At 59.2% G+C, this 21,252-nt stretch carries 12 protein-coding genes and 1 pseudogene; 6 read left to right on the plus strand and 7 right to left on the minus strand.

Features of this window, described 5'->3' with window-relative positions; translation table 11 throughout:
* The first annotated feature begins 91 nt into the window (after positions 1-91).
* The 3 genes from AB8846_RS07820 to AB8846_RS07830 all read left to right on the plus strand — a co-directional run bounded on the left by AB8846_RS07820 (position 92) and on the right by AB8846_RS07830 (position 2,776).
* Positions 92-979 (plus strand): LysR family transcriptional regulator, encoded by an 888-nt coding sequence (locus AB8846_RS07820; protein ID WP_331411488.1) that lies wholly within the window; start codon positions 92-94, stop codon positions 977-979.
* A gap of 20 nt (positions 980-999) precedes the next feature.
* The gene (locus tag AB8846_RS07825; protein WP_370732447.1) at positions 1,000-2,181 is read left to right on the plus strand and encodes a PLP-dependent aminotransferase family protein; all 1,182 of its coding nucleotides are present in this window, start codon (positions 1,000-1,002) and stop codon (positions 2,179-2,181) included.
* Between the two features lie 85 nt (positions 2,182-2,266).
* The gene (locus tag AB8846_RS07830; protein WP_370732448.1) at positions 2,267-2,776 is read left to right on the plus strand and encodes a DUF6622 family protein; all 510 of its coding nucleotides are present in this window, start codon (positions 2,267-2,269) and stop codon (positions 2,774-2,776) included.
* Between the two features lie 2 nt (positions 2,777-2,778).
* Here AB8846_RS07830 and nudI read toward each other — a convergent pair whose 3' ends face one another.
* The 3 genes and pseudogenes from nudI to AB8846_RS07845 form a co-directional block, all read right to left on the minus strand.
* Positions 2,779-3,204 carry a nucleoside triphosphatase NudI gene (gene nudI / locus AB8846_RS07835; RefSeq protein ID WP_063144154.1) on the minus strand — a complete coding sequence of 142 codons (426 nt, stop codon included), beginning with the start codon at positions 3,202-3,204 and terminating at the stop codon, positions 2,779-2,781.
* 59 nt (positions 3,205-3,263) lie between these two features.
* The gene (locus AB8846_RS07840; protein WP_074147269.1) at positions 3,264-3,533 is read right to left on the minus strand and encodes a HigA family addiction module antitoxin; all 270 of its coding nucleotides are present in this window, start codon (positions 3,531-3,533) and stop codon (positions 3,264-3,266) included.
* Between the two features lie 87 nt (positions 3,534-3,620).
* Positions 3,621-3,913, minus strand: a pseudogene (locus AB8846_RS07845) (hypothetical protein).
* A gap of 435 nt (positions 3,914-4,348) precedes the next feature.
* On the opposite strand from AB8846_RS07845, the gene AB8846_RS07850 reads away from it, so the two are divergent.
* The 3 genes from AB8846_RS07850 to AB8846_RS07860 are packed head-to-tail and all read left to right on the plus strand — an operon-like array spanning position 4,349 to position 5,609.
* A complete protein-coding gene (locus AB8846_RS07850; protein WP_370732449.1) occupies positions 4,349-4,798 on the plus strand; it encodes an STM2901 family protein in 450 nt (149 codons plus the stop codon).
* Positions 4,792-5,118, plus strand: coding sequence for a DUF1493 family protein (locus tag AB8846_RS07855; protein ID WP_063144151.1), 327 nt, complete (start codon positions 4,792-4,794; stop codon positions 5,116-5,118). The genes AB8846_RS07850 and AB8846_RS07855 overlap by 7 nt, the downstream gene beginning before the upstream one ends.
* Before the next feature lie 14 nt (positions 5,119-5,132).
* Entirely contained in the window at positions 5,133-5,609 is a 477-nt protein-coding gene (locus AB8846_RS07860) for an Hcp family type VI secretion system effector (RefSeq protein ID WP_370732450.1), read from the plus strand.
* 111 nt (positions 5,610-5,720) lie between these two features.
* Here the strand turns inward: AB8846_RS07860 and AB8846_RS07865 are convergent, their stop codons facing one another.
* The 4 genes from AB8846_RS07865 to AB8846_RS07880 all read right to left on the minus strand — a co-directional run bounded on the left by AB8846_RS07865 (position 5,721) and on the right by AB8846_RS07880 (position 20,699).
* Positions 5,721-6,890 (minus strand): HlyD family efflux transporter periplasmic adaptor subunit, encoded by a 1,170-nt coding sequence (locus tag AB8846_RS07865; protein ID WP_086374946.1) that lies wholly within the window; start codon positions 6,888-6,890, stop codon positions 5,721-5,723.
* 10 nt (positions 6,891-6,900) lie between these two features.
* A complete protein-coding gene (locus AB8846_RS07870) occupies positions 6,901-9,099 on the minus strand; it encodes a type I secretion system permease/ATPase (protein WP_370732451.1) in 2,199 nt (732 codons plus the stop codon).
* Positions 9,096-10,499 (minus strand): TolC family outer membrane protein, encoded by a 1,404-nt coding sequence (locus tag AB8846_RS07875; RefSeq protein ID WP_063144147.1) that lies wholly within the window; start codon positions 10,497-10,499, stop codon positions 9,096-9,098. Before AB8846_RS07875 ends, AB8846_RS07870 begins: the two co-directional genes overlap by 4 nt.
* A gap of 81 nt (positions 10,500-10,580) precedes the next feature.
* Complete coding sequence (locus AB8846_RS07880; protein ID WP_370732452.1) at positions 10,581-20,699, minus strand: BapA/Bap/LapF family large adhesin; 10,119 nt, start codon at positions 20,697-20,699, stop codon at positions 10,581-10,583.
* Positions 20,700-21,252 lie beyond the last annotated feature (553 nt).

Consider the following 21,252-nt stretch of genomic DNA (forward strand, 5'->3'; position numbering starts at 1 on the left):
CTCCTCATGTTGTGAGCCTTCATTCTTTAATAAATTAAAATGCAGATAAACTGGGTTAAAGTTAGAAGATTGCTAACCAGGAGTTTGGAATATGGATAAGCTTCGCGGTATGGAGACGTTTATTGCAGTGGTGGAAAGCGGCAGCTTTACCGGCGCGGCGTCACGTCTGGAGATGTCGGCGGTGATGGTGGGGAAGTACGTTGCGCTGCTGGAATCACAGCTTGGTACCCGCCTGCTGGAGCGCAACACGCGCCGTCAGAGCCTGACCGATGCCGGACGGGTCTATTTCGACGAGGCGAAGCGGGTGCTGGAGCAGGTCTCCATTGCTGAAAATGCAGTCGAGCGGCTGCGCGCCGCACCGTCCGGCACCCTGCGCGTCACGGCACCCACGTCGTTTGGCGGCTGCGTGATTGCCCCGCTGACGGCAACCTTTTTACAGCGCTACCCGGAGGTACGCATCGAGCTGGATCTCACCAATCGGATGGTCGATCTGGTGGAGGAGGGCGTCGATCTGGCCATTCGCATTGGTGACGTTCGCAATGACGATCTGGTGGCGAAATACCTGTGCCCCTACAACATGGTGATCTGCGCCGCGCCGGATTATTTAGCGCGACACGGCACGCCGCAAACGCCTGCCGATCTGGTGGATCATCTGTGTCTTTCGCACACGGTGTGGACGGCACGCAACGAGTGGCGGCTGCCGGGTGTGGAAGGGGAGGTGCGCTGGAAGCGGGATGCGATCTTAAGATGTAACGACGGCTACGGCTTACGCATGGCGGCGCGAGCCGGGGCGGGGCTGTTGCTGCAGCCGGAGGTGCTGGTGGCGGAGGATCTGGAAAGCGGCAGGCTGGTGCGGGTGATGGAGGAGTACATTCCGGCACCGAGACCCGTGCATTTATTGTGGCGTCAGGATTTACGTCAACTGCCTAAGCTTACGGAATTTATCGCCCATATTCTGCTAAGATTGGGCACAATATAAAAAAAGAAGGTAATCAAAGAATGTCTGCAAACAAACTCGCCAGCAGCGCGCAGGGCCTGCAATCATCTGCCATCCGTGAATTATTAAAACATAGCAAAATGGCAGGGGTGATTTCGCTGGGCGGGGGTATTCCTAATCCCGATCTGTTCGATCACGAAGGGCTTAAAATTGCTGCCGATGCCGTCTTATCACAGCATTTTGGCGAGGCGTTCCAGTACGGCCTGACGGAAGGCGTCCCGGGGCTGCGGGAAGAAATTCAGCGCATCTGCGAGGGGCGCGGTATCGCCTGTAAGGCCGATGATGTAGTCGTGACCTCTGGTTCACAGCAATCGCTTGACGTGCTGGCGCGTGCGTTAATCAACCCGGGTGACACCGTTGTCGTTGAGCGTCCAACCTATCTCGCCGCGCTGCAGGTCTTCGGCCTGGCGCAGGCCAACTTTGAATCCGTTGGCACCGACGGCGACGGCATGAAGGTCGACGAACTTGAGGCCCTGGTGGCAAAGAAAGCTATCAAAGCGGTCTATATCGTTCCAACCTTTGGTAACCCCGGCGGCGTGACGCTGTCTGAAGCGCGCCGTAAGCAGCTGGTGGAATTATCAAAGCGCTATGACTTCGTCATTATTGAAGACGACCCGTACAGCGAAATTAACTATACCGACGAAGTCTTCCGCCCGTTAATTGCCCATGCCAAAGATATCGGCAACGAAGAGAACGTGGTGTATACCTCGACCTTCTCTAAAATTCTCGCGCCGGGGACTCGCGTAGGCTGGGTACTGGTGCCGGAATGGCTGAAGCGCGCGGTGGTGAACCTTAAGCAAACCACCGATCTGCACACCAGCACGCTGTCGCAGCTGATGACGTATGAGTACCTGAAAACCGGTCGTCTGCCCGATCAGATTAAAACGATCCGCGAAGCCTATCGCCAGAAATACCAGACGTTCGCAACCGAGCTGGAGGCCGAACTGGGCGATGTGATGTCGTTCCACAAGCCGAAGGGCGGCATGTTCCTGTGGGCGAAAATGAATAATGGTAGTAATACCACCCGCTGGCTGGAAAAAACGTTAAGTAACGGCGTAGTATTTGTGCCGGGCGAATTTTTCTACTGCAATGAGCCAGACCCAACGACGCTGCGCATGTCATTTGTGACGCCAACGGATGAAGATCTGAAAGAGGCGGTTCAACGCCTGAAAAAATCGCTCTAAAAGACCTGCGCATAATGGCATTTCTGCCGTTATGCGCAATACGCGTTCAGGGCGGCACGGGCCGCGATCGTCCATGGAGATCTCCATGTTTGAATTTCTGATCGGTGTCGTTACGCACACGCCCGTCTGGGTGTGGGTGCTGTTTATCTTCCTCATCTCTCGCGGCATTAAAGCCCGCAGGCCCGCCACCGTTACGCTGGAGCGGCTTGCCATCATTCCGGCGATCTTTCTTATCTGGGATATTTACGATCTGGTGGTTTACCGCACGCTGACTCCCGGGACTGTCGCATTGTGGACTGCGGGGATCCTTGCCGGGGCCGCGCTGGGGTATTTCCTGATTAAGCAGGCTGTTATCACCCGCACGGAGGCGCCGCGCAGCCTTTACCGCCAGGCCGACTACACCGCGCTGCCGTTTATGATGCTGGCGTTCGGGGTGAAATATGTGCTGGGCGTGATGAGCGCGGTCTCTCCCCAGACGATGCAGCAGCCCGCCATGAGCGCGCTGGCGATCGTCTCCGGCGGCGTGTTTGCCGGCGTGTTTCTCGGGAAATTTGCGCGCTATATTGGGGTGTATGTCGCCCGTGTTCCGGTCTGAATTTACAGCAGGCCCTTTTGGGCGAAGGTAATGCGCGTGGCTTCGTTGAGATCCAGCTCTTTTAACGATTCCGGATAAACCCAGGCGATCTCCTGAAACTCTTCATTAAACGTGACTTCCCGGTTGGCGCTGATGCAGTCGAAGATCAAATAGATCATATAAATCTCCTCAGTGGTGCCATCGGCGTAGGTTTTCACCCTGATGTCATCGCGAAAAGCCCATGGTGTGACCGAGACGATCTCCAGCGCCTCGCCAAGCTCTTCGCGGATCTCACGGCGCAGCGCCTGTTCCATTGTTTCGCCCGGCTCCATTCCTCCACCGGAGAGGGCCCACTGGCCGGGGAACACGCCGCGATCGTCGGCCATTTTACACAGCAGGTAGGCACCGTCGTTCTGGATGATGGGGCAGACAATGGTTCGTTGGCGCATGATTTCTTCCTGAAAAATGAGTTTGGCCTACTTTAGCAGATAAGGTGGGGGAGGTTATGTTAGGGGTGTTCGATTCTCATTCCTTGGTTTTCTGCGTTTTGTTGCAGATTCAGCCAGAATTCAATGCTGGTATCGAATGCGTTTGCCAGTTTTAACGCCATATCGGCGGTGAGTTTTATTTTATTGTTTACCAGCGCGCTAGCAGTGGTGTGATCGGTGTTTATTCTCTCTGCCAGTTCTGAGATGCCGAGACTTAGTGGCTTAAGATAATCGTGCAGCAACACTTCGCCTGGTGTGGTTGAGATGCGTAGTTTTTGCTGATTATTCATAATTAACGTCCTGTTTATAAATATAAAATGAGTGCGGTTTGATGCCCTCACCCGGCCCTCTCCCACAGGGAGAGGGAGAAAACCATGTCAACCCAGCAACGCGACGCCAGCCTCGGTTCTCAGCCAGCGCGGGGCTTTTAGCTGGTCAGCAAAATATCCTGTTAGTTCAAAGAGTAAATCCCCCATTACACGAGCGGATTCAGCAGCATCGGGCGAAGCAGGGCGAGGGTCGATGCAAGACGACCGCAGAGCGCTATTTTTCGTGCATGATCGGTCTCTTCCACCAATGCTTCGCAATAGCGTTGGCAGTTGTCGGCAAGTTCAGTGAAGTCGGTATTGTGGCTGAATGGGGTAGTGAAAAGTGCGTTACTGGCGGTCATATGACAGTTTCCATTAAGTGATTAAGACACTGCCAGAGAAATGCCAATTTCCCGGGTGGCAGGACTGAACGGAGTTGGCATTACCGGCCTTAATGGACACAGGCGCGTCTTGCGACGCCCCCGTCCAGCCCACCATTGGAATGTAGCCAGACGCACGGCGCAACAAGAGCTCACGCCGCCATTAAGTTTAACCGGGATGCCAATCCCGACGCCAGATTTTGCTGGCGTGGAAGGAACATACGCCTGCTTTAACAAAATAAAAAGGAGGTCAGATGGATGAAGTTATATTTTGCGAGGCTGCTTCAGGAAAAAATGTCTCCTCGTTAAAAGATCTCAATTTTAGTTATTTAGGATTTTATAAAGGTTCTTTTTATCAACATAGCCGTTTGAGTTGAGTATGGTGTCTGTTATTAAAAAACTGTCAGGAAGGCGCGTATGGATACGGTCGAGGAATTAAACGGAACGTACGTCTACAAAGGGATCAGCAATATATCGGCGGGGGAGCTATTTTTCTGGATTTTTTTGGATAAAATTGAAGAACAGTTCGGAGGGATAGTAGATGTAGTAACGCTGAGTTGTATCATTTTAGGATTGCCCTTATTAAAGACGAGAAATAAACCTTATGGAACCACTGCGGGAACGTCCATAGCCTCAAAATATTTGCGCCAGTATCTCAATGTTCAGTTACCGGTAAGACTACCTACCTTAACGGAAGCAAGTATTACCACATTAAAACCTAAGTATGTTACTAATCTGGGTGCCTTCATTGGGAGAGGACTGCCTGTCATTGGCTGGACAATGGTTGCAGGTGATTTGGCTCAGATATGCTATAAGACAATTAAAACCTATAACACGATTGCTCACGAGAAAGATCGACTATGGTAACGGAACAAGAGGTTTTAGCTTTTTTCCAGAACGAGTTACCGGTACTCGGGACATTTACCGGGAAACTCATCCCGTTACAGTTGGATGATGTTTTACAAGAATATGCCGAAGATGATGATTTAGTTTTTTGTATGGATAAGTTCAGTATTAAATTTGACGTTGATATATCTCTGATGAATTACAATGCTTACTATCCATGGTTTCGCACATGGTTTTTCAGAAAATGGTTTACTAATAAACCCGTAGAACAAATTTCAACGCCTTTAACTGTAAGGATGTTTGCTGAATCTGCGAGAGCAGGGCGATGGCTATATGAATAATAAGGAGTGTTAAGATGGCGGTACCAGTCCATTTATGGCTTAAGGATGATGCAGGAAATCTTATTAAGGGTTCATCTGATGTAGAACGCCGGGAAGGGAGTATTGAATTACGAGGTTTAACGCATAACCTGAGTATCCCTGTTGACGAAACCACAGGAAAACTTACCGGGACGCGTCAGCACGCCGCATTTTTGTTTGAGAAGGAGATTGATAGTGCTTCCCCCTATCTTTATCGAGCGGTTGCGACAGGGCAGACACTGCAGTCTGCAGAAATAAAGTGGTATCACATTAATGATGCCGGGCAGGAAGTTGAGTACTTCAATATTTTAATGGAAGCTGTAAAAGTCGTCTCTATTACACCGATTATGCTCGACACGCGTAATTGCCCGGGAACCGGTCATATGGAAAGTGTGCAACTGCGTTATGACAAAATAACATGGCGCTATGTCGATGGTCATGTTCAGTTCTCAGATGCCTGGAATGAGCGGTAAACAGCTTAGCCCTGGCAGCCTGTACCCCTCTCCCCACAGGGGTAAGGGGATTAATTGTGCGGTTTGAGGTTTTGTAGGCCGGGTAAGGCGAAGCCGCCACCCGGCGATTGACTACCGCTCCCTCAGCGCTTCTTTCGCCCGGTTAAACGGCTTGATCAGATAATCCAGCACCGTTTTCTCTCCGGTCTTAATGTCCACCGTCGCAATCATCCCCGGCACAATCGAGAAGTGCCTGCCCGCCTTATTCACCAGGTAATCCTGGCTGGTACGGATAAACACCCGGTAATAGAACACTTCCGGCTTGGCTTCGTCCTGAATGGTGTCCGGGGATATCGTCTCCACCACGCCGTGCAGCCCGCCGTAAATGGCGTAATCGTAGGCGGTGATTTTGACCAGCGCCTCCTGGTTCGGGTGGATAAAGGCGATATCGCGCGGCGACAGGCGGGTTTCAATCAGCAGGTGATCGTCCACCGGCACAATCTCCATCAGCTCGCCGTTGGGCGGGATCACGCCGCCGATGGTGGTGACCTTGATGTTTTTCACGATCCCGCGTACCGGGGATTTTACCGTCAGACGGGTGACGGAGTCCTGGCGGCCCTTGAGGATCGCCGAAACCATATCCACCTCCGCGTTGGCTTTGGATAATGCCTCGCGCGCCTGAACGTAATACTGCGAGCGCACGTCGGTGAGCTTCAGCTCCAGATCGCTTTTCTGCCGCTGCAGGCGCAGCACCTCCACGTGGCTGGCGGCGCCGGTTTTGACCAGCCGCTGGGTGATGGCCAGCTCCTTATTGGCGAGATCTAACGCGGCGCGCAGCTCCCGCTGGGTATCCTCCAGCTGCGCGCGGCGGGAGTTGTAGAGTCGCGTTTCGTCAGCAATCAAATCCGGCCATTTTGCCAGCGAGGGGGGGAACTTCAGCGGGAGATCGTTCACCTCGGCGTACAGGCGGGCGCTGGAGGCCAGTGAAGCCCGGTAGCGCGCCGCGCTTTCGCCGACGTTCGATTCGGAACGCGTCGGATCGAGCCGCGCCAGCACCTGTCCGGCCTGCACCTGATCGCCCTCATGGACGTTCAGCTCGGTGAGGATCCCGCCGTCGAGAGACTGTAAGACCTGCTCGCGCGAGCTGGGGATCACTTTCCCCGAGCCGGTTGACACCTCGTCCAGCACGCCAAACCACGCCCAGACGCCCAGCACCACAAACATCAGCAGCGAGAAGATCACGATCCGTCGCGCGCCGGTGTAGCCGCTTTCGGAGTCGAGGGCGTTATCCAGATCGTCCATTGCCGCCACGTCACGCTGACTGATTTTCATTTTTCCACTCCCGTCCGGTTGCTGCCTGCTGCTGCTGTTGCTGCATACGGCTGTTGTTCAGCGCCTGGGCTTTCGGCGCGTCCATCACCAGCATCCCCTCTTTCAACACCACAACCCGCTCCACCAGTTCCAGCACCGGTACGCGATGCGTGGCGACAATCAGGGTGCGATGCCCGAGCCAGTCGCCCAGACGCTGGATGAACTCCCGCTCGGTGTGCTCGTCCAGCGAGGCGGTGGGTTCATCCATCAGCACGATATTCGGGTCGCGCAGGAGCATTCGCGCCAGCAGAATCGACTGGCGTTGCCCGCCGGATAATCCCACGCCGTTTTCCATGATCGGGTAGTCCAGCCCTTTGGGGAGTTTCTGAACGAATGCCGCCGCGCCGGTCATCTCCAGCGCCTCAAAGATCTCTTCGTCGGTGGCGCGCGGCATGCCGAGGGTGATGTTTTCGCGCAGGGTGCCGTAAAACAGCCGCGCGTTCTGGGTCATAAAGCCGACGTTGCGCCGGACGTCGGCGACGTCGAGATGCGGCAGGCTGAAGCCGTCGAGCCGCAGCTCGCCGGCCGCCAGATCCATCCCGCCCGCCATGGCCTGCAGCAGGGTCGATTTGCCCGCGCCGTTGCGCCCCAGAATCGCCACTTTTTCTCCCGGCTTGATCTCCAGCCGGTTAATGCGCAGCGCCATGCGCGGATCGTCCGGCTGATAGCGGAACTGCGCCTGCTCGAAGAGGTAGTGACCGCGCAGCACGTCCTGGCGGATCGGCGTCTCCTCGCGCTGGTTTTCGGTGGGAAGCTGCATGATGCTGTCCAGCCCCTCTTTTGCCGCTTTGACCTGCTGCCAGCGGGCCAGCACGCCGCACAGCGTCGCCATCGGGGCGATCATGCGGGAGGCCAGCATCGACGCGGCGACCACCGAGCCGGTGGTCAGGGTGCCGTCGATCACCATCGGGGCGCCGACCACAATCACCCCGGCGTAGACCAGGCTCTGAATGGTCATCCCCCAGCTGATCAGGTTCTGCGTCAGCTCGCGGGTGCGCAGGCCGGATTCCGCGGTGATCTGGATATAGCTGTTCCACTGCTGCAAAAAGCGGTTTTCCGCCTGCATCAGCTTGATGTCCTCCAGCCCCTGCACGCTCTCCACCAGCACCGCGTTGCGCAGGGTCGATTCATGGGCCGACTGCTTCGCCAGCTCCGCCAGCTTCTTCTGCATCAACAGGCCGGGCAGGACCATGATCACCGCCGCGACAGGGGCGATCCACGCCAGCTGCGGGGCGATGATCGCCAGCACCACCACGAAGAGTAAAAAGAAGGGCAGGTCGACAATCGTTGAGATGGTGGACGAGGTCACCATCTCGCGGATCTGCTCCAGCTCGCGCAGCTGGGAGATAAAGCTGCCGGTGGAGCGGGGAATAGCGCTGTTGCGTAGCCGCAGCGCGTGGCCAAAGACGCGATCCGAAACGCGCATATCCGAGCGCTTGCCCAGCAGATCCATAATGTGCCCGCGCGCCACGCGCAGCACAAAGCCAAACAGGGTGGCAATCAGCACCCCGATGGTCAGGACGTAAAGCGTCGGATAGGACTGGGCGGGGATCACCCGGTCATAGACCTGCATGGAAAAGACGATCCCGGAGAGCGACAGTACGTTGATAAAGAGGGCAGCCAGCATGACCCAGCTGTAGGGGCGCAGGTCGCGCATCACCAGACGGTAGAGCCAGTCAGGGCGGTATTTTGAAATATAAGCGTCCACGCGGCTGTCCTTCAGCGCGGCGAGTGGACGCAGGGCAATAACGTGCCGGATCGCGGGCAGCATCGCCGTCATCGACAGCCGGTTGGTGTAGGTCTCATCGCCGAAAAAGCTGACCTCCAGCGTATCGTCCCCGTCGAAATGCTCGATCACGCCGATCCTGCCGTCATGCATCGCCACCACCACCGGCAGACGCCAGCTGTTGATCGCCTGCCGATCGTCGGTAAGGAGCTGAAACGACAGCCCCGCTTCGCGGGCCAGCTGGGTGAGGGCGGGTACCATCGGTTTGCCTTTCAGCCACGGTGCGCCTGCGATTAGCGCGCCGGGCGAGCAGGCGACGCGGTAGCGCGTGGCGACAAAACCAAAGGCCTGCGCCCACTGCGCCAGCGCCTCATCCGTCATGTTTTCACCTTGCGGGATATCACGCTGCTTCATGGCTGGATCTCCACGGTCTGGATGGTGCGGTTATCAAGATCGAACGCATGACGCAGCTGCCCGGTGTTATACAGGCAGTTGAGCTGCAGCTGGTGCAGCTGACCGAGGGTCTGCTGCTGGGTGAAGCGCGCCTGATAAACCTCCTGCTCGGCGTTGAGCACGTCGAGCAGCGGGCGCGAGCCGAGATCGAGATACTGCTGCTGGTACAGCTCGCGGGTGCGGGCGCTGAGCGCCTCCTGGCGGCCCTGGATTTGCAGCGTGCTTTGCAGGCTCATCACCTGGCTGCGGGCTTCCAGCAGCTTCTGGCGGACGTCAAGACGCGTGCGCTGAATGGTGGACTGTGCCGCCTCCACCGCGTGTCCGGCAGCGTTACGCCGGGCGGTGAGGCCGCCGCCCTGGTAGAGCGGCATCTGCACTTTCACCCATGCGGAATACTGGGTGCGATCCCGGGTTTCACTCCCCGCATAGCGATCGTTCATGTAGTGACGCACCTCCGGCTCCAGCGAGACGGTTGGCGTCATCTGCGCGTCGGCGTAGTCGAGGTTAGCCTGGGCGACGTTAGCCTGCGCCCAGGCGGCAAGCACTGCGGGCACCAGGCGGTCGTCCGGCTCGGCGATGTCGCAGCTCCGGCCCAGCTTTTGCGGAAAGTCATTGCCGACCGCGTTCAGGCTGTTCCAGCCGAGAAAGCTCATCAGCGTGGCGCGGGCGCTGTCCAGGCTGGCCTGGTACTGCATCAGCTGGGCGCGCGCGCCTTCGATACGGGCATCGGTCTGCACTACGTCAGAGAGCGACGTGGCCCCTTCGTCGTTACGCTGGCGGGTCAGCGTGCCAATGGAAGAGAGGGCCGCAAGCTGCTCTTTGGCGGTCTCGACCATCTGCTGCAAGGTTTGCACCTGCACCATGGCGATGGCGGTATCGTGAGCGATGGTGTCGATACTCACCAGCACGTTGGCCTGCTGCTGGGCAACGCCCGCGCTTTCGGCGCGCACCTGGCTGTCCACTTTGCCAAAGTCGTAGAGCATCTGTGAGAGAGAGAGCACCAGCGACGGCGTAAAGCCGTTCTGATCGCCGTCATGGGAATAGCCGTTGTCCACGCCGGCATTAATCTGCGGATAGTATTTTGATTTCGCGACGTCTACCTCTTCGCTCTGCTGGTAGAGTTTCCCCACGGCTTCGCTGATGGCCGGGTGCCAGGTGACGGCGCGGTTGACGGCCTCGCCAAGCTGTAATGAACCGGGAGCGGCTTGGCCAGCCGCAGGGGCCACGCGACCATTGAGCGAGGGGAGTTCCTGCGTTTCGCGGAGCTGTCCGGTATTGATGGTTGCCGCCGGGTTCGCGCAGAGAGCGGGCACAGATATCAGGCAGCACGAGAGCCACCAGTAAGGCATCTTCATTCCCATGTCATGTCCCTATTAAAAAGAGTACGGCTTTATTATTTATGCCCGGGCGCTGTGCGCCCGGGTCATCTCTTGCAGGTGCTATCAGGTAATGATGTGCTGCTGGTTAACAAGCTCGTCGTAGGTGGTCTGAACGCCATCAAGCGTAACGAGCGTGGTATTAGTGTAGGTGCTCCCTGTACCGTCACGGTCGATGGAGATCACGGTATTGCCATTACTATTAGTGACATGGAGATAATTCCCCAGCGTCGAGGCGCTACCGTTCCAGCCCACCAGCAGATCGCCGATGTCGATCTTGTCCCCCTGCGCCAGCGAGAAGCCGGTCCAGTGATCGCCCGCAGTGCTGCTGACGTTACCCGCCGTGGCATTCCCTACCGTACTGTTCAGCACCTGGTAAATCAGCGTATCGCCGTAGGCCGTACCGGTGATGGCGTCGTTGTGTTCCGAGCTGATGAACTGCGGCGCCATATTGATGGTCAGCGTGGCGCTGTCCGTTCTCCCGGAAGAATCGGTCAGGGTGTAGTTGAAGGTCTCCTTCGATGTCATGGATGAGAGCGATACCCCGCTGTTGAGGGTATAGGTGTAATGACCGTCTGCGCCGATCGCCAGGATGCCGTAATGGCCGGTGATGTTCACCGTTGCGCTTCCGGTATACGGATCCAGCGTGGTGGCCACGCCGTTGTAGCCGGTCACGCTCAGTCGGGTATCCACCGAGTGGAGTTGATCCAGCACGCCGCCTGAGTCGGTGCCGTCAAAGATATTGCCGTTGACGGTGTGGCTGCCGGTCGCGTCGAATTGTGACAGAGAGTAGCTGGTGCCCGTGACGCTTGGGGTGATAGTGATGGTGCCTACACCTAGTGCACCAACGTTACCGGTATAGCTCAGGGTGTAAGTGCCTGCGCTCAGGTCAAGACCTGTTAAAGGAACATCCGCATTACCGCCCAGCAATATGCCGCCGTTAAATGAGCCGGTGCGGATCGTTGTGCCGTCCAGTGACAGCGTCCAGTTGACCGTCAATCCACCCAGTGACAGGAGCGAGGCCACGTTGAAGTGCAGTACTGCATTATGCAGGGCGGTGTTTGGATCCACCACAAAGGTGCCGCTACCACTTCCCGATGAGGGAAGCGCCAGCGTGCTCCAGCTTGCGCTGCCTACGGTCGTATCCGAGTAGACGGTTGTATGGTGCACTGACGTTACATCCATCGTGCTGCTGACATCGTTGACCGCATCCATCGCCCGTGCGGTTGGGGTGATGTTAAGCGATGCCGTATCCTTCGAGCCGTCTAGCGCAGTCACGGTGTAGACGAAGGTGTCCGGCGTGCTGATATGGTCCGCCCCCACGCCGCTTCTCAGGGTATAGGTGTACTGGCCGGACGAATTGATGGTCAGCGTGCCGTATTCCCCCTGAATGTCGGTTGTTCCACTGCTGTTGACCGTCACGCCGTTTACTTCGGTGACCACCGTGCCCGCCGGAACAGGGTCATTCGCCAGCACGTCGCCCGTGGTGGTTTCGCTGATACTCGCCACGCTGTAGACATGATCCTGCAGGACGCTCAGCGTGTAGCCCGTCAGGACGGCGATGCCCGAGGCGGTATTGAGCAAGAACAGGTACTCACCGGCAGGCAGATTCAGCGTCAGCTGGGATGACGTTCCCCCCAGCAGCGGGGCGCGCAGCCAGCCCGACTCGACGCGAACCTGCTCGAAGGTCTGTGTGGCGTTGTTGAACTTATAGACGTACAGATCGAATACCGACGCCAGCGCCACGCCGCCCACGGAGGCCTGAATGGTCATGGTGCGGGTCGTGCCTTCCTCCACGTTGTAGATAATCGGGTTGGTCATGTCGTCCAGCAGGTTAAGCCCCAGCGTGCTGCCGAGATTAATGCCCACCAGGGTAAAGCCGCCCTGAGACGAGGCGCCGTTATTGATTTCGTGCACGGTGGTGTCGAAGGTCAGGGCGTTGGTGTCGTCAACGGCGACAATGCCGTTGATAACCGTGCCTGCGCCCAGAGACAGCACCAGCTGTGCCGACGCGCTGACGCCGTTATGGGTGATGGTGTAGGTGAAACTCTCCGTCCGGCCAATGACCGACGCGCTGGTGTCGGTCAGGTTGTAGGTGTAGCTACCGTCGCGGTTAATGGTCAGCGTACCGTACTGACCCTGGATCACCGTGCCGTCGGCGTTCACGCTGGTGGTGACGCCCTGGGCGTTAGTGACCGCGGAGAGGGTGGTTCCAGCCGGCGCGTTGTCGCTGCCGGCGGTCGGGTCGGTATCGAGGATTACGTTACCGTTAAGGCTGGTATCGCCCGTGACCGTACCCGGACCGGTCTCTTTCACCGCCACGTCGAGGCTGGTGTAGGAGCCGGTCGCCAGCAGGTTGGTGTTGTAGCTGAGTACGCGATAGTTGCCGTCAGCCAGCCCGCTGAGGTTCAGCGATACGCCGGTTGCACCGAGGGTCAGCAGATCGGCAAACTGCGGTTGGCCGGTATCCACCACGGTGGTCCAGGCGCCGTTGACGTAATGCTGAACCACCAGCTCCAGGGTGTTGAGCAGAGAGAGCACTGCCCCGGTAGCGTTGGCGTTCACCACGATATCCGCGCTGCCGCCGCTGCCCACCGTGAAGTTCACCTGGGCGGTATCATTGCCCAGCAGCGTCAGGACGTTGCCCACGGCGCCGACCAGCAGGAAGCCGTAATCGCTGTACTGGCTGTTGGTCACGGTTGCCGTGGTGCTGAGGTCCAGCTCTTCGACGTTATTGCTGGCGGAGAGCGGCACCACCGGCGCAAGGGCGGAGCCCGGCAGCGAGGTGTTGCCTGCGGCGTCGGTGGCGGTGATCTGCAGCGTCTGGCCTTCGATCTGTTTGTTAATGAAGGTGTAGCTGTAGGTGCCGTTGCTGCCCGCAATGGCGGTGACCGTCGAGCCGTCCGCAAGGCGGATAGCGACGGTGCTGCCTGCTTCCGCAGTCCCGGTCAGGACGCTACCGTCGGCGTTGAAGGTCCCGGTCGGCGCCGTTGGGGCGGTCGTATCGACGATAATGGTCGTCACGGCTGACGCCACGCTGGTGTTGCCCGCCGCATCGGTGGACGTGGCGGTGAAGTTATGCGTTCCTTGCGTCAGCGTGGTGGTTTGCGGCAGGGTCCAGTTGCCGCTGCTATCGGCGGTCACCGTGCCCACCAGCGTGATGCCATCGTAGATCCGGACCGTGGCATTTGCTTCGGCTGTCCCGTTAAGCGTTGGGCGCGTGTCGTTGGTCGGATTCGTACCGGTCACCGGCCCGGTGACGCTGCCGACATCATCAATGACCGAGCTGATGACAGGTGCGCCCGGCGCGAGGGTATCGACGTTAATCACATACCCGGCGGTGGGCGCGCTGGCGTTGCCCACCGCATCGGTGGCGGTAAAGGTTAAATTGTGCGGACCGTTGCTCAGCGCCGGGGATGGCGTAAAGCTCCACGCCCCGCCGGTCGCCGTTACGCTGCCGATCTGTACGCCGTTATCAAAGATTTTCACCGTCGATCCGGCTTCCGCCGTGCCGCTGAGGGTTGGCTGCGCGTCGTTGGTGAACCCGCCGTTCACAACCGGCGTTGCGGCATTGCCCACGTCATCAAGAATGCTGGTCAGCACCGGCAGCGCAGGCGGCGTGGTGTCGACGGTGAGGCTGAAGCTGGTGGACGACACGCTGGTGTTGCCCGCCGCATCCGTCGCCTGCGCGGTGAAGCTGTGCGCGCCCGCCGTCAGCGTGGTGTTGAGCAAGATACTCCAGCTACCGGTGTCACTCGCGGTGCCCGTTCCGACAAGCGTAGTTCCCTCATAGATCTTCACCGTGGCAAACGGTTCGCTGGTTCCGACAAGGCGTGGGACGGTGTCGTCGGTTGTTTGCCCGGACGTGAGCGGGCCGGTGATGCTGCCCACGTCGTCTATCACCTGGCTGATAACCGGCGCGTTCGGTGCCGCGGTATCAACAATCAGGGTAAAGTTCGGCGAGGTCGGGCTGACGTTGCCCGCTGCATCGGTGACCGTGGCGGTCCAGGTATGGCTACCGCTGGCCAGCGGCGTTGACGGCGTAAAGCTCCATGCGCCGGTACCGTCCGCCTGAACGGTGCCGACCGGCTGCCCGTTTTCATACACGGTGACCGTGGCGTTGGCGGTCGCGGTGCCGTTGAGCGTCGGAGTGGTGTCGTCGGTGCTCTGCCCGGAAGAGAGCGGGGTTTGAATGCTGCCCACGTTGTCACCTGCGGTCGAAATGACCGGCGCCGACGGCACGCCCGTGTCCACCGTCAGGTTAAACGGCGTCGTCGTGCTGCCGGTATTGCCTGCCGCGTCGGTGGCGTTGAAGGTAATAGCGTGTGGCCCGTCGGCCAGATCGGTACCCGGGGTGAAGGTCCAGTTGCCCTGGCCATTGACCACCGCAGTGCCAATTTCGTTGCCATCAACGATCACGTGCACGGTAGAACCCACTTCGCCCGTGCCGTTGAAGGTTGGACGCGCGTCGTTGGTGCTGTTGCCCGACGTGAGCGTCCCGGTGACCGGGCCGATATCGTCAATCACGCTGGTTACCACCGGTACGCCAGGGGCTGCGGTATCAATGGTAAAGGCGAAGACCGATGAGTTAGCCGAGGCGTTGCCTGCCGTATCCGTTGCATACGCGCGCAGGGAGTAGCTGCCGTCGCCCAGCGGCGCGGTCGGCGTAAAGGTCCAGTTGCCGCTTACGTCAACGATGGCAGTGCCAATCTGCGTGCCGTTGTTCATGATGTGAATCGTGCTGCCCGCCAGCCCGGTGCCGCTGATGGTTGGGGTGCTGTCGTTGGTCGTTTGCCCGCTGGTGAGGTTGCCCGTAACGCCGCCAGGGGCGTTGTCGTTCACATTATCGAGCGTTGGAACCGTCGGTGCCGTCAGGTCAACCACCACGCTCCAGGGGGCAGAGGCCGCGCTGACGTTGCCCTGCGGATCGGTCGCCCGGACGGTGAAGCTGTGCGAGCCTTCGCCGAGCGCGGTGTCAGGGGTAAACGTCCACGCGCCGGTGCCGTCAGCCGTGACCACGGCAATCTGCGTGCCGCCGTCGAAAATGGTCACCACGCTGTTTGCATCCGCTGTCCCTGAAAGGGTTGGCGTGGCGTCGTTCGTTTCGCTGCCGCTGACCACCGTGGTGGCGGCGTTACCGACGTTATCCGTGACGTTGGTGATGACCGGCGTGGCGGAAACGGAGTCCACCACGACGGTGAAGCCCGCCGAAGGACCGCTCTGGTTGCCTGCCGGATCGGTTTCGCGGATGGTCAGGACATGGTTGCCCTCTGTCAGGACGGGCGTGGTGTAGCTCCAGGTACCGGTATTGCCGACGACCACGCTGCCCAGCAGCGTCCCGTTGTTATAGATGGAGATAGTATCGCCGACCGCGCCGGTGCCGGTGAGGGTCGGCTGGTTGTCGTTGGTGGTCTGGCCGCTGGTCAGCGGGCCGGTCCCCGGACCGACGTCGTCAATCACCGCGCCGATAGTTGGCGTGCCCGGCGCGGTAAGGTCGATGGTGACGCTGGCCGCCGGAGAGCGGCCGCTGGTCAGGCTATTGAGGGTCGCGGTCACCTCAAAGGTGTGCAGCCCTTCGCCAAGCGCGGGTGACGTATAGCTCCAGTTGCCGCTGCCGTCGGCGGTTACCGTCGTCAATGGCGTCGCGCTACCGTCCAGATAGAGGGTAATCAGGCTGCCCGCCTGAGCCGTACCGGTGAGGGTTGGGGTGGTGTCGTTGGTGGTTTTGTCCTTCACGTCGCCGACGATCGGGGCGACGTCGTCGTTGATCGCCGTGATGACGGGGACATCAGGAAGATTCGGCAACGTACCAGTGACATTGTAAGTCGCATCGAGGCTGGTACGCCCGGAGGCATCGGTGGCGCTGACGGTCAGCGTCGCGCCATCCTGCGGGGCCGGGCTGATCGCGATGGAGAAGTTCCCGCCGGTCGCAACCCCGGTACCAATGACGTTACCGCCGCTATCCTTAACGGTGATGAGTGCGCCTGCTTCGGCGGTGCCTGTCAGGGGCGTACCTTCTTGAGCAAGGCTAAGATTGCCCGGGGCGGCTGGGTCCAGGGTATCCACCGTCACGCTCAGCGGGGCTGAACTTCCTGACGTGTTGCCGGCAGGATCGACAGACGAGACGGTGAACGTATGCGAACCATCCGAAAGCGTTGTGCCTGCTGTCCAGCTCCAGCTGCCGTCCGGCTGTATCGTCACCGGCACGCCCGACGGGATACCGTCGACGGAGACGATAACGGTGGTGCCGGGTTCGCTGGTCCCGGTAAGGGTCGGCGTACCGTCGCGGGTATAGAGCACGTTGTTGGTGAGCTGGCTGTCTGAGACGGCATTAATCTGCGGTATCCCAGGCGCAACGGTATCGAGCGTGACGGTAAAGACCGAACTCGGCGCGCTGACGTTGCCCGCTGCATCCACGCCCGCCACGGTAATGTTTAGCGGGCCGTCCGTTTGTGTTGGAAGCGTCAGGCTCCATTCTCCGTTAGCCACCACGACGCGGCCCAGCTCGACGCCGTTGTTGTAGACGATCACCGTCTCACCGTTAACGCCGGTTCCGCCCACGGTCGGTGTGGTATCCGTGATATAGCCGCCGTTCGGCTCACCGCCGACGGCGCTAATGACCGGCGTATCCGGCGCCACGGTATCCACGGTAATCGTAATTGCTGGCGACGGGTCAGAGACGTTGCCCGCCTCATCGGTGGCGGTGGCGGTATAGACGTGGCTGCCTTCCGCAATGTCGCTGCCAGGGCGCCAGCTCCAGTTGCCGTTGCTGTCTACCGTGACGGTGCCGACGACTGACGATGTGCCGCCGTTGACCGTGTCAGTGATGTTGATTACGTCGTTCGGCGTGCCGGTGCCGCTCAGCACCGGGCGCGGATCGTTGGTGGTGCCGCCATCGGGAACGGGGCCGGTGATCTGGGTGACGCTGTCGGTGACGATCGGTGCCGCAGGCGTAGCCGGCGGGTCGGTATCAATGGTGATGGTTACCGGCTGCGACGGGGCGCTTTCGTTGCCCGTGCCGTCCATATTGGTCACGGTCAGGGTAATGTCATAGGTGCCGTTAGGCAGCGGGGTTGATGGCGTCCAGGTCCAGTGGCCGGTACCGTCCACGATGACATCATCAAGTTTGACGCCGTTGTTGTAGATTGTCACGGTATCGCCCGCCGTGCCGGTACCGCTCAGGGTTGGCGTGGTGTCGCGGGTGGTTTCGCCCGGGTTCAGCGGCGTTGCTGTTCCGTCAGGATTGACGGTGATTGCCGGAATATCCGGCGTGGCAGGCGCGACGGTATCTACCGTCAACACAAACGGGCTGGAAATGGTGGTATTGCCGGCGGCATCCGTGGCGTGAACCGTCAGGGAATGCGGGCCGTCGGTGAGCGGATTAACGGGCGTAAAGCTCCAGCCGCCGCTGCCGTCGAGGGTGGCGGTACCGAGCAGGGTGGCACCGTCATAAATGGTGATCACCGCATCAGCCGGGGCGGAGCCCTGCAGCAGCGGTTTGGTGTCATCGGTGGTATCGCCGCTGCTGAGCGTGCCCTGAACGCCGCCGACGTCATCGGTCACGGTGGCGATGGTGGCGGCCGCCGGTGGAGTGATATCGACGGTCAGGGTGAAGCCGTTTGACGGCTGGCTGGTGTTACCCGCCGCGTCGGTGGCGACGACGGTAAAGGTATGAGGTCCGCTGCCAAGAGGCGTGGTGAGGGTATAGGTCCACGCGCCGTTGTTGTCGACCGGGACCGTAACAAGATCGGCGCCATCCAGGCGGATGGTGACGGTTGAGCCCGGTTCAGCCGTGCCGTTGAGCGTCGGCGTGGTGTCGTTGGTGCTGTCGTTCGGGTTGAGCGCCCCGAGGCGCTCCGGCACATCATCTATCACCTGGGTAATAACCGGAGCAGCAGGCGCAACGCTGTCAATCGTCAGAGTCCAGGTGTTGGAGACGCCGCTGGTGTTACCTGCCGCGTCGGTCGCGACGGCGGTCAGGGCGTGCGGCCCCTCACCGATCGGCGAGGGCGGCGTAAAGATCCATACGCCGAGGCCATTGGCGACGGTCGTACCAATAGCAACACCGTCCACGCGGAGGGTGACCGTCGCGTTTGGTTCGGCGGTACCGCTGAGCGTCGGGGTGGCGTCGTTGGTGGTCTCATTGATATCGAGCGAGCCGGTACGCCCGGGAACATCGTCCACGACTTGTGAAATCACCGGGGCGCCAGGTGCCGTCCCGTCGACGTTAATTGTCCACGCGGTTGATATGCCGCTCGGGTTTCCGGCGGGATCGGTCGCCGTTGCCGTCAGCACGTACGTGCCATCGGTCAGCGGTGTGGGCGGCGTAAAGCTCCACAGGCCGGAGGAGGGAACCACCACCGTACCGAGGACATCGCTGCCGTTGTAAATCGTGATGGTCGAGCCCGCCTCGCCCGTTCCGTTCACGGTCGGCGCCCGGTCGTTGGTAAGCCCGTTAGGGCCCACGGGGCCGGTGGTGGCCTGCACGTCATCAATCACAGACACGATAACCGGGGTCTGCGGTGGGGTAAGATCCGGTGCCGCCGCAGAGGTTGCAGGCCCCGTGTTGCCTGCCGCGTCGGTGGCGTCAGCGGTCAGGATTTCGCCGTTGAGCTTCGCTGGGGTCAGCGTCAGGCTGAAGTTACCCTGGCTATCGGCAACAGCTGTGCCAAGGGTGACGTTACCTTCGCGGATGGTCAGCGTGCTGCCTGCCTCCGCGATACCGCTGATGGAAGTGCCATCATTTGAAACCACGAGGTTTCCTGGGGCAGACGGCGGCGTGGTGTCCACGGTGAAGCTGACAGGCTCCGATGCCGCGCTTTTGTTCCCGGCGGCATCGGTTTCAGTGACGGTAATTGAGTGCGCTCCGTCCTGGAGCGGGCGGTCTGGCGTAACGCTCCAGGTGCCGTTGGGCCGCACCGTTGTTGTGCCAATCGCCACGCCGTTATCGTAGATGGTGATGGTCCCACCGGGCTCGCCCGTTCCCGCCAGGATCGGCTTTGAAGCATCGGTAGGTACGCCCGACGTGATTGTTCCTCTGATAAGGCCCGTATCGTCGGTCAGCACAATCGCGGTTGGTGCGTCCGGCGGAGTAAGATCCACCGTCAGCGTAAACACCGGTGAGGCTGGACCGGTGTTGCCGGCGGCGTCAGTTGCCCGAACGGTAATCTGGTGAGTACTTTCACTCAGGGCCGCCGACGGGGTAAAGGTCCAGGTACCGTTGCTGGCCACGACCGCCGTACCAATGGCGACTCCGCCGTCATAAATCGTCACGGTCGAGCCCGCTTCGCCGGTGCCGGTAATCTGCGGGCGTTGATCGTTGGTGCTGCCACCGTTACTGACTGCCCCCGTCTGCGGGGCAATATCGTCCGTTACGCTGGTGATTGCTGGCGCATCGGGCGCGGTGGTGTCCGGCGCGTTGAGCGTGGTGCCCGGGCTGGTATTGCCGGCGGCATCCGTCGCGGTGGCTGTTACCTGCTCACCGTTGGTCAACGGCGTGCCGAGAGAGACGGTAAAGTTGCCGTCGCTGCCCGTTTTTCCTGTGCCAATGACATTGCCGTTTGCGTCTTTCAGCGTGATGGTACTGCCGGGTTCGGCGGTACCGGTGACTGTTTTGCCATCTGGAGAGAACTTGAGACCGGAAGGCGCATTCGGCGGTGTCGTATCCGGATCGCCAGGATCGGCAGGAACGGTGGGTTTGCTGGGGTTGCTGGGGTTGGAGCCATTGTTATTGCCGCCATTATCGCCATCACCGCCGCCGCCACCACCACTGCCGCTTGCCGCCGCCGCGATGCCGCCTGCGGCGACAATGCCGCCCAGTGCCCATGGCCAGATGGCGGCACCGCCGGTATCACTTCCGGAGGCCGCGAGCAGCACGTCCGTAGATGCGATGGATTCGTACGTGGCGGCTCCGGTAGGATCTTCTATCCACCATAACGCACCGCTGCTGTCCTGCAATACCAGCTGGCTCACGCCCTGCGCGTCCGTGACGTAGAAATTTTTAAGGGTGATCACCTCGCCGGAGTGCAGCGTAACCAGCAGATCGTTACCATTTCGCGCGAAGTGGGAGACGCTCGCTCGCTCGACATGAAGCTCAACGATAGAGGAATGGCTCAGCGTAATCTGTGTGCCTTCCGTGGTCGTTTCCACGCCAGTAAGTTTTGAAATAACAGAGATTTGGCTCATTTAGGTATTACTCCAGCAGATGTGTCATGAACGGCGAGCAAGACGAGCCATCTCTGCAGAAGGTAAAGGGCGCCCCCGGCGCAGTCGCTGTTATAACGCAGCACTGACCGTTGTTTTTAGCGCGCACGATGCCCGCCAGGATTCAGAGTGGCAACATCAGAGCGAATCTAATTACTTATGAAAGAGAAGCGTTTTTATTGGTGTTTTTTGTCGTATAAAACCCTGTAATTAATAGAGGAATTATTTTTGAGGATATAAAAATGATATAGACAGAAAACACGGCTTGTGCAACTTAAGCTTTCGTAAATAAATGCGGAAACAGTGAGGAGGGCATTGATATATTGGTGTTGTTAATAATGGCACTGATGCAACATTCTGTTTTGTATGCATTTAATTTCGTATCGTGATGTTATTTATTAATGTGGGCCAGGCAGTGTGATAATTGGTAGGAGGTGCTTTTAATATAATGTAAAACGTTATTGTTTAATTGTGCTTAATATCTGTTTAAGTTAGGGTAACGTTTTTGATATAAGATATATTATATCGCCTGCGC

Origin of the sequence: Enterobacter sp. KB-221C9, assembly GCF_041320715.1 — a bacterium.
GTDB lineage: Bacteria > Pseudomonadota > Gammaproteobacteria > Enterobacterales > Enterobacteriaceae > Enterobacter > Enterobacter asburiae_D.